The organism is Micromonospora sp. NPDC003776 (genome assembly GCF_053605645.1).
Genome location: NZ_JBSGJR010000235.1, coordinates 1 through 9,577, shown reverse-complemented (window position 1 = coordinate 9,577; position 9,577 = coordinate 1). Strand labels below are relative to the sequence as shown.

7 protein-coding genes and 4 pseudogenes are annotated in these 9,577 nt (G+C 74.9%); 3 read left to right on the top strand and 8 right to left on the bottom strand.

All coding sequences use genetic code 11. From position 1 onward, the window contains the following. The 5 genes and pseudogenes from ACWEVO_RS19560 to ACWEVO_RS19540 all read right to left on the bottom strand — a co-directional run. Positions 1-507: pseudogene (locus tag ACWEVO_RS19560) on the bottom strand (ATP-dependent DNA ligase); the annotation flags it as partial. 381 nt (positions 508-888) lie between these two features. Further along, on the bottom strand, positions 889-1,095 hold the full coding sequence (locus tag ACWEVO_RS19555; RefSeq protein ID WP_452308948.1) for a hypothetical protein: 207 nt from the start codon (positions 1,093-1,095) through the stop codon (positions 889-891). A 77-nt stretch (positions 1,096-1,172) separates the two neighbouring features. After that, entirely contained in the window at positions 1,173-2,525 is a 1,353-nt protein-coding gene (locus ACWEVO_RS19550) for a M20/M25/M40 family metallo-hydrolase (protein ID WP_452308950.1), read from the bottom strand. Next, positions 2,488-3,258, bottom strand: a pseudogene (locus tag ACWEVO_RS19545) (uridine kinase family protein). Before ACWEVO_RS19545 ends, ACWEVO_RS19550 begins: the two are co-directional and overlap by 38 nt. Continuing rightward, complete coding sequence (locus ACWEVO_RS19540; RefSeq protein WP_452308947.1) at positions 3,255-3,776, bottom strand: PadR family transcriptional regulator; 522 nt, start codon at positions 3,774-3,776, stop codon at positions 3,255-3,257. Before ACWEVO_RS19540 ends, ACWEVO_RS19545 begins: the two are co-directional and overlap by 4 nt. A gap of 55 nt (positions 3,777-3,831) precedes the next feature. On the opposite strand from ACWEVO_RS19540, the gene ACWEVO_RS19535 reads away from it, so the two are divergent. Together ACWEVO_RS19535 and ACWEVO_RS19530 are read left to right on the top strand one after the other, a co-directional pair. After that, positions 3,832-4,596: an alpha/beta fold hydrolase gene (locus ACWEVO_RS19535; protein WP_452308946.1), complete on the top strand. Its 765-nt coding sequence runs from the start codon at positions 3,832-3,834 to the stop codon at positions 4,594-4,596. Positions 4,597-4,723: 127 nt separating this feature from the next. After that, entirely contained in the window at positions 4,724-5,125 is a 402-nt protein-coding gene (locus ACWEVO_RS19530) for a rhodanese-like domain-containing protein (protein WP_452308949.1), read from the top strand. 143 nt (positions 5,126-5,268) lie between these two features. On the opposite strand, the gene ACWEVO_RS19525 is transcribed toward ACWEVO_RS19530, so the two are convergent. From ACWEVO_RS19525 to ACWEVO_RS19515, 3 genes and pseudogenes are all read right to left on the bottom strand, one after another. Further along, on the bottom strand, positions 5,269-6,807 hold the full coding sequence (locus ACWEVO_RS19525; RefSeq protein ID WP_452308945.1) for a cobyric acid synthase: 1,539 nt from the start codon (positions 6,805-6,807) through the stop codon (positions 5,269-5,271). Positions 6,808-6,911: 104 nt separating this feature from the next. Next, positions 6,912-7,895, bottom strand: a pseudogene (locus tag ACWEVO_RS19520) (cobalamin biosynthesis protein); the annotation flags it as partial. Positions 7,896-8,106: 211 nt separating this feature from the next. Further along, positions 8,107-8,710 (bottom strand): annotated as a pseudogene (locus tag ACWEVO_RS19515) (single-stranded DNA-binding protein); the annotation flags it as partial. A 237-nt stretch (positions 8,711-8,947) separates the two neighbouring features. Here ACWEVO_RS19515 and ACWEVO_RS19510 point away from each other — a divergent pair. Next, the coding region (locus ACWEVO_RS19510; protein WP_452308944.1) for a hypothetical protein at positions 8,948-9,577 on the top strand (630 nt) is incomplete at its 3' end.

Below are 9,577 nucleotides of genomic sequence, written 5' to 3'. Positions count from 1 at the left end.
GCCGCCGGTCAGCGCGGCGACCGCCACGGCCCGCAGGTCGCCGGCGAGCAGCAGGGCCCGGCGGACCGCGGCCACCGGCACCTCGGCGGCCCGGGCCACCGCGTCGGTGAGCAGCCCGGCCTGGGCGCCCTGGCGCAGCTCGCCACGGAACAGGCCGGCCAGCAGCCGCTGCTCGTCCGCGGTGGCGGCCGCGAAGAGCCGGCCGACCAGGTCCCGCCGGCGGGCCTGCGAACCGGGGCCGTGGACCGAGGCGATCTCCTCGACCGCCGCGTCGACCCCGCCGACGGTCAGCGTCGGCTCGGCCGCCGGCGGGGGCAGGTCACGCAAACTCGCCCAGCCCACCCCGGTCTGTCGTTGCCGCAGCTCCCCGGCGAGGTAGCCGGCACCGGCCGGGATCTCCCCGGGGTCGAGCGAGCGTAGGGCCGCGGCGAGCAGCTCCACCTTGGCCCGCCGGCCGCTGGTGGCGCCCACTGCGGCGGAGGTCGCCGCCAGGTCGAGGAACCGCACGGAAGCCATCCTGCCAGCCACCACCGACACCGGCGTGCCATCCCGCCCGGCCCCGCCGGGCGATCCACTCCGGTTACGGCACGTCGTAGTGTCCCGGCCTGCGATGCACCCGCCTTGCGGCATGTCGCCGGCGTCCCGGCCGATGATCCACTCTGGTTGCGGCATGGCGGGGTGTCCGGTCGGACGATGGGCACGACCTGCCGCGTCCCGAGTGGATCTCCCGGGGCCGTCGGCCCGCTGAGGCCGTCAGAACGCAACGCCGGTCGCCGGGTCCTTCCAGGTTCGCCGACTCGGCCTACCGGCCGAGGGCGAGCAGGTCCACAGGGTGGGGCCGGTCGGCGGAGCGGGAAGCCCGGGGCGGCCGGGGAGCCGGTCTCCTGATCAGGCGGAGACCGGCTCCTCGATCCGCAGGCCACGGGCACGGACCTCGTCGGCGATCCGGGTCAGCAGCGCGTCGAGCATGACCAGCGCGGCGGAGAGCTCGCCGAGCTGTTCCTTGAGCGTGTCCTCGGGCCACGCGGAGACGTCGACGTCCCCCAGAGCACTGACGGCGGCCTGGAGCCGCGCCAACTCGTCATTCGTACGCATGTTCGAAAGGCTATAACACCCCGCCGCCCGACACACCGGAAACTCCGACATCGGCCCCGAAGTTACGGTTCCGACACCTAACTCCGGTTCGCGCCGGCCTCGGCGACCTTAGCGAGGAGCAACGCCTCGGCCACGCAGACCCGGGCGAACTCGCCCAGGTGCAGGCTCTCGTTCGGGCCGTGAGCCCGGGCGTGCGGGTCCTCCACGCCGGTCACCAGGATCGCCGCCCCCGGGAACATCTCCTGGAAGGTGGCGATGAACGGGATCGAGCCGCCCACCCCGATGTCGACCGGGTCGGTGCCGTCCCAGGCGCCCCGGAACGCCGCCCGCGCCGCCTCGAACATCGGGCCGGTGGCGTCGATGACGCAGGGCGCCCCGTCGTGCTCGAAGGTCACCGTCACGTGCGCGCCCCATGGGGCGTGCTGCTCCAGGTGGGCGGTGAGCGCCGCGTACGCCTTCTTCGGGTCGTCGCCCGGCGCCAGCCGGACGCTCAGCTTCGCCTTGGCCGACGGCACCAGGGCGTTCGGCGCCTCGCCGGTGGCCGGGGCGTCGACACCGAGGATGGCCAGGGCCGGCTTGGTCCAGAGCCGGTCGGTGATCCGGCCGGAGCCGAACAGCTCCGCGCCCTCGACGAGGCCCGCCTCCGCGCGGAACCGGTCCTCCGGGTAGTCGACGCTGGCGCCCTCCCGACCGACCAGGCCCTCGACGGTCACGTTGCCGGCGTCGTCGTGCAGGGTGCCGAGCAGCTTGACCAGCGCGGTCAGCGCATCCGGCACCGCGCCGCCGAACATGCCGCTGTGCACGGCGTGGTCCAGGGTGCGCACCTCGACGAAGCAGTTGACGATGCCGCGCAGCGAGGTGGTCAGCGCCGGCACACCGACGTCCCAGTTGGTGGAGTCGGCGATCACGATGACGTCGGAGGCCAACTCGTCGCGGTGCTCGGCGAGCAGCCGCTCCAGCGAGTCTGAGCCGTACTCCTCCTCGCCCTCGATGAACAGGACCACGCCGACCGGGAGCCGGTCGCCGAAGGCGCGCAGCGCGGCGATGTGCGCCATGATGCCGGCCTTGTCGTCGGCCGCGCCCCGACCGTAGAGGCGGCCGTCCCGCTCCACCGGCTCGAACGGGTCGGACAGCCAGAGCGAGAGGTCGCCGACCGGCTGGACGTCGTGGTGGGCGTACATCAGCACGGTCGGCGCGCCGGGCGGAGCCGGCTTCGTCCCGATCACCGCCGGCTGACCTCCGGAACGCACGATCTTCGTGTCGAGGCCGCAGCCGCGCAGCAGCTCCGCCACCGCCTCGGCGGAACGCTCGACGTGCGAGTGGTCGAAGCCCTCGAAGGCGATGCCCGGGATGCGGACGAGGCGTTCGAGGTCAGCGCGGACTCCGGGTAGTTCACGCTCGACGGCGGCCCGCACCTCGGACTCGGACATGATCGGTGTGGTCATGACCGGCATCGTATGCCGCCCTTACCGCGGGCACCGCCGGAGCCCGCTTCCGTCGGCGGCGCCCCGGCGCCCGCGGTGCCGACGCCCGTGATCAGGGGCGGCGGACGTAGTAGCGGCTCGCGTCGTGCGGGAGTACCGGGGCGCCGTCGACCACGACGTCCACGGCCGCCTCGGTGCCGTCGGCGGCGAAGTGCGTCCGCTCCCCCGCGTGCCAACGGCGCAGTTCGGGCAGGATCTCCGCCCCGTCGCGGTCGAGCGCGCGGGAGAGCCGCAGCGGCTCCGGCGCGGTGACGAAGACCGACAGGGTCAACTCCGGCCGGACCGCCGCCCGCGCCACACTCACCCCCTCGACGATGAGCACCGGCCCGGCCGGCACCGGCACCGGCCGGCCCAGGAAGCACCGGCGCACCCAGCTGTAGCGGCGGTAGGCCCCGGGCCGCCCGGCGCGGACCGGGCCGAGCACCCAGTCCTCCAGACGGGACCAGAAGGTGAGCTGGTCGTCCCACCCGTCGAGCAGGTCGTCGGTGCGGACCACCGGTGGCCGGTCACCGCCGGGCAGCGCGGCGAAGGCGTCCGCGAGGCGCGCCGCGAAGACACTCTTGCCCGCGCCGCTGGGCCCGTCGACCGCCACCAGCCGGGTACGCCCCAACCGCGCCGGCCCGGCCAGCACCCGCCGGGCCGGCCCGGCGTACGCCTCGACCACCGCCACCGGAGTCACTCCGGCTCACCCAGCGTCTTTCGCAGCCAGGCCAGCTCGGCCCGGGTGGTGGCCCGGGCGATGGTGAGCAACCCCCGCCGGTACGGGTCGTCCAGTTCCTCCGCGCGGACCGGCCGGTCCCCCTCGTAGAAGAAGCTGCTCGGGGTGGACAGGAAGGCCAACCGCCGCCGGAGCACCGCGTCCCGGGCTGCCGGGTCGTCGAGGTGGCGGAGGAAGGCGAGCAGGGTAAACCAGCGGTTCTCGTCGCTGATCTCCACCACTTCCGGCTCGGCCAGCCGGCGCCGGAACTCGGCGCGGCCCTGCTCGGTGAGGACCAGCATCTGCCGGGGGGCCGCCCGGGATCCGGGTTCGGCACGCCGGGTCAGCCAGCCGGCCCGCTCCAGCCGCTTGATCGCCGGATAGAGCGTGCCGTCGGCGATCGGGCGCACGTGCCCGGTCAGCTGGCCCACCCGCCGCTTGAGGTCGTAGCCGTGCAGGGGCTGCTCGGCGAGGAAGCCGAGGATCGCGAGTTCGAGCACGGGCCGATTATATCCCGCTTCCGATATACCTCGGGACGGATGTATGGTGACGGTCATGCAGGCAGCTGTGGTGGGCCCGGACGGGGCCCGGATGCGTTGGGTGGAAATCACCGGCGAGGAGCCGGCCCGGGTGTACGTGCACGGGCTGGGCTCGACGTCGGCGGCGTACTTCGTGCCGGTGGCGACGCGGCCCGGGCTGGCCGGGCACCGCTCGCTCTTCGTCGACCTGTTCGGCTTCGGCCTGAGCGACCGGCCGGCCTCGTTCGGCTACACCCTCGAGGAGCACGCGGCGGCGCTGGCCGCGACGCTCGACGAAGCCGGTGTCCGCGGCGCCGACGTGGTGGCGCACAGCATGGGCGGCGCGGTCGCGATCGTCCTCGCCCACCACCGGCCGGATCTCGTCGGCCGGCTGGTGCTCGTCGAGGCGAACCTCGACCCGAACCCGCCGTCCACGGCCGGCAGCAGCGGCATCGGGCGGTACGCCGAGGCGGACTTCCTGGCCGGCGGCTACGCCGAGACGTTGGACCGGGTAGGGCCGGTGTGGGCCGCCACCATGCGCCTCGCCGACCCGCTCAGCCTGCACCGCACCGCCGTGGGCCTCGTCGCGGGCACCCGGCCGACCATGCGCCACCTGCTGGAGCGGCTGCCGATGCCACGGACGTTCGTGCAGGGCGGAATGAGTGGCCCGGTGAGCGACGCGGCCGGGCTGTCGGCCGCCGGAGTGCGGGTGGTGACCGTCCCCGGCGCCGGCCACAACGTCATGCTCGACGCGCCCGAGGAGTTCACCCGGCAGGTGGCGGCGGCGCTCAACCCGGCCTGAGGCCCCTCCGGCAGGACGTGGGCTACCGCCTCCGAGGGATTTCGTCGTGGCGTCCCGACGCGGGCTGGTCGTTCACCGGGTGCGGCCCGCGGCCGGGCGGCATCATCGGGTGGTGCTCCATGACGTGATGAGTCCGGGCGTCGACGCCCTGCTGGAACAGGCCCGGGCCGGGCTCCGCCGGCTCACCCCGCACGAGACCGTCGAGGCGGTCCGCGCCGGGGCGCTGCTGATCGACACGCGCACCGACGCGCAGCGGCGGGAGCAGGGTGAGCTGCCCGGGTCGATCGTCATCGACCGGACCGTGCTGGAGTGGCGGCTGGATCCGGCGAGCGCCTGGCGGATCCCGGAGGCGAACGGGTACGACCGGGAGATCGTGGTGGTGTGCCGCGAGGGCTACAGCTCCAGCCTGGCCGCCGCCAGCCTCCAGGCGCTCGGCCTGCGCCGAGCCACCGACATGATCGGCGGCGTGCAGGGCTGGCAGGAGGCCGGCCTGCCGATGTCCGACCGACCGGCCGACATCCGCTACTGAGCGGCGGCTGGCGCTACTGACCGGCGGCTGGCGCTACTGACCGGCGGCTGGCGCTGCTGGGCGGCGGCTGGCCGGGAGCAGGCGGCGCGGGTCGCCGGTGAGGCGCGGCCCCCTACCGCGGGTCGCCGGTGTGGCGCGGCCGCCTACCGCGGCGCGCCGGGCGGGACGAACGGCAACCCCGGCGGCGGGCCCGACTCCACCAGCCGCCACAGGGCCTCGGTGTCCAGGTGCTCCTCGACCAGATCGCCGAGAAGGTCCAGGGTCCGCTCCCGGGCGGCGGCGAACTCGGTGTCCGGGGCGACCTTGAAGCCGGTCCGGCCGGCCAGCCGGGCGACCTCGGTCAGGAACCGACGGCGGAAGCCGTCGGACTCGAAGGCGCCGTGCCAGTGGGTGCCGTGCACCGCGCCGAGCCGGGCGCCCTCGCCGCTGCCGTCGGCGTGGCGCAGCAGCGGCGGCAGACCGGGGTCGGCGGCGGAGACGTACCCGTGGTGGATCTCGTAGCCGTGGACCGCGACGTCACCGTCGGCCGTGCCGGTGGCGCGGCGAACCGTCTTGCGGGGATCGAAGGTGACCTCGATGGGAAGCAGGCCGAGCCCGGGGACGCTGCCCTGTCGGCTCTCCACCGGATCGTGGATCGCCCGGGCCAGCATCTGGAACCCGCCGCAGATGCCGAGCAGCGGCCGGCCGGCGGCGGCGTGCGCCGACACGGCGTCGGCCAGGCCGGTCTCCCGCAGCCAGGCCAGGTCGGCCACGGTCGACTTGGAACCGGGGAGCACGATCAGGTCGGCGGCGGCCAGCTCGGCCGGCTCGACGGTCAGCCGTACCCGTACCCCCGGCTCGGTGGCGAGCGCCTCGACATCGGTGGCGTTGCTGATCCGCGGCAACCGGACCACGGCGACGTCGAGCCAGTCGGTCCCGCGCGGGGCCGCCGGCCGACCGAGCACCCGCCCGTAGGCGAGCGAATCCTCGGCGTCCAGCCAGAGGTCCAGCGCCCAGGGCAGCACCCCGTACGTGGGGCGGCCGGTGACCTGGTGCAGCATGTCCAGCCCGGGCTGGAGCAGTCCCCGGTCGCCCCGGAACTTGTTGATCACAAAGCCGGCGACGAGGGCCTGGTCGGCCGGGTCGAGCAGGGCCACGGTGCCGAACATCGAGGCGAACACCCCGCCCCGGTCGATGTCGCCGACCACGATCGTGGGCAGCCCGGCGTGCCGGGCCAGGCCCATGTTCACGTAGTCCCCGGCCCGCAGGTTGATCTCGGCCGGGCTGCCGGCCCCCTCGCAGATCACCACCTCGTACGCGGTCCGCAGTTCGGCCAGCGCCGCGTAGGCGGTCTCGGCCAGCCGGGGTCGCAGCTGCCGGAAGTTGCCCGCGGTCACGGTGTCGACCGCCTCGCCGAGCAGCACCACCTGGCTGGCGTGGTCGCTGCCCGGCTTGAGCAGCACCGGATTGAAGCGCAGGTCGGCGGCGACCCCGCAGGCGGCGGCCTGCATCGCCTGGGCCCGCCCGATCTCGCCGCCCCGCCCGTCCGGGCCGACCACCACGGCCGAGTTGTTGGACATGTTCTGTGCCTTGAACGGCGCGACGCGCACCCCCCGGCGGTGCAGCCAGCGGCAGATCCCGGCGGTGAGCACGCTCTTGCCGGCGTCGGAGGTGGTGCCGGCGACCAGCAGCCCGGCGCTCACCGCCCGCTCCCCCGTCGCGCTCGGCGCGGCTGCCGCACGGCGTCGCCGGGCCTGACCGGGTGTGGGTCCGTCGCCGGGTCCCGGCGCGCCGAACCGGTGCCGACCATGCCGCGCAGCGCGGCGCGGCCGAGCAGGCCGACCAGGCGTCCCAGGGTCACCGGATACGCCGCGGCGAGCCCGAGCGCGGCCAGACCGACCGCGCCGGAGATCCGGGCCGCCCGTTTCAGGTGCCGCGCCTCGGGCCGGGGCCCGTCGCCGAGGAACGGACGGGTCTCGGTGCGGCCGAAGTAGACGTTCCGCCCGCCGAGTCGGACGCCGAGCGCCCCGGCCATCGCCGCCTCACACTGCCCGGCGTTGGGACTCGGGTGATCGTTGCGGTCCCGCCGGAAGACCCGCCAGGCCGCCCGACGGTCGCCGTGCGCCGCCGGCGCGAGGGCGACGGTGAGCAGCCCGGTCAACCGGGCCGGCGCCAGGTTGAGCAGGTCGTCCAGGCGGGCAGCCGGAGTGCCGAACCGGGCGTACCGGGGAGAACGGTGGCCGATCATCGCGTCGAGGGTGTTGGCCGCGCGGTAGCCGAGCAGGCCGGGCAGCCCGGCGACGGCACCCCAGAGCAGCGGCGCGACGACCGCGTCGGAGGTGTTCTCGGCGAGCGACTCGACGGTGGCCCGGGCCAGCTCCGGCTCGTCCAGGGCCGACGGGTCCCGGCCGCAGAGATGGTTGAGCCGGCGGCGTGCCGCGGGCAGGTCGCCCGAACCCAGCGCCCGGCCCATCACCCGGGACTCGTGGCGCAGCGTACGGCCGCCCAGCACGGTCCAGGTACCGACGGCGACCAACGCGGCGCGAGCCAGCGGCCGACGCCGGGTGGCGAGGGTGCCGGCCACCCCGAGCAGCACCGGGGCGCCGACGGCGAGCGCGGTGAACGCCGCCCCGGCCGCCCGGTCCGGCCGGTAGATCCGCTGCTCCAGCGCACCAGCGGCCCGGCCGTACCCGGCCACCGGATGCCACCGGCGGGGATCGCCGAGCAACGAGTCCAGGGCGTAGCCCGCCACCAGTCCCGCCGCGGTCGCCCTGGCGGTCGCCTGCCGCACCCGTCACCACCTCCGGCCGGCCAGCCTAGGCCATGTCGCGCTGATCATCGTCCGAACCGCGGCGCCCCGGCCGGTGGCCGGCGGTGTCGGGTGACTGCCGCCCCGGCGTCCGTCGCAGCGGCATGACCGACCGGACACGTTCCGGCCGTACGGCGGGGCGGCCACGTCGGCGTCGCCACCCCGCTCCCCCGTTGCACGGCCCGCCTCGGAATCAGGCGGGCACCGGCGCCCGCCGCCCGCCCCGCCGGCCACGGCCGGTCGGCGTGACGCCCTCGGTGTCGCCGGCCCGGAGCCGGCCCGTCGGGCTCCTCGGGCTCGGTGGCTCCGCCAGGCCGGGCGGTTACCGGGTCGTCCCGTTCGCCGCCGTCCTGGTCGGCCACGTCGTCGAACGGGTCGGCCGCCTCGTCGAAGTCACCCGCCGGGAGGCTGTCCAGGTCGTCGGAGAGCCCGGGCTCGACGCGCGGGCCGGCGAACTCCAGTCCCTCGAACTCGTCGTCGAACGGACGGTCGTCGAGCGAGGCCGGCGCGTGCGCGTCCGGGACCGGCTCGGTCGCCTCACCGTGCACCCGGCGTTCCGCCTCGGCGTCCTCGACGGCGCTGGTCGCCACGCTCGGCCGGTTGCGCAGGAAGCGGCTGCGCCCGCGGGCAGGTACCGCGACCGCCTCCAGCTCGTACAGGGTGCGGTGGTTGCCGGCGTCGTCGGTCCAGTCCCGGGTGTAGAGGCGGCCCGCGACGGTCACCGGGTCGCCGACCATCACCGAGGCGGCCACCCCCTCGGCCAGCTTGCGCCAGCAGTTCACGCCTATGCGGAGGCTGAGGGATTTGGTTAAGGATCGTCTGTGATCGTGGGCGGGTCGGGGGTGTCGGTGTCGTCTGGTTTGATGCGGGGCGGTGGGGGTCCGCGCCGGCGGTCAGCGCTGTCGCGTGGCGGGGTTGTGCGGGCTGCCCGGGTCTGGGCGATGTGAGGTTGGTGGCGGGTGAGTCGCGCGGTGTCGCTGGCTGGGGGCGAGGCCTCCCGGACCCCGTGCGTCCGCGCTCTTGTGCGCGCCGGCGTGGATGAGCAGACCGGGAAGGTTCTGTCCCAGGCGGTGTTGGCCGAGCGTGTCGGGTGGTGCGCCGATCTGGTGGCGGGCATGGTCTGCGGGCTGTTGGCGCAGCGGTGGAACGCCGTCGATGTGCAGGTGTTGGCCTCCGGTGTGGACGTGGGGGGCCGACGGTTGCCGTCGAACGCGTGGATGGCGTTGCGGCGGCTGGGTTGGACCGTCACCGTCCCCGACGGGGTGAGGGTTAATGACCGGATCGTGCGGATGGCTCAAGAACAGGCCGGGCGTGCGCTGCGCTCGGTGACATGGCGTGCCGATCTGACCGCCGGAGTTTTGGCGACCTGGCCGGCCGATCCGGGCAAGCGCACCGGGCAGGAGTGGGAGCAGGTTCGGGAGGCGATCCCTGGCGGGAAGTGTCTGCCGTCAAGCGTGATCAACGGCCGTACCCGGCAGGCCGCCACGTTCCTCAACGCCAACGGTCGCCTCCCGATGGACGTGTTCGAACTGGAAGGCCCGCCGCGGGTTGCGCGGATGTTGTTGCTGGCCGCGTGTGACCGGCAGCAGGCCACGATCGAACGCAGCGACACCGACCCGGGCAGGGTGCTGCTGCGGTTGCAGTTGCCCGTCCGGCCGGACCCG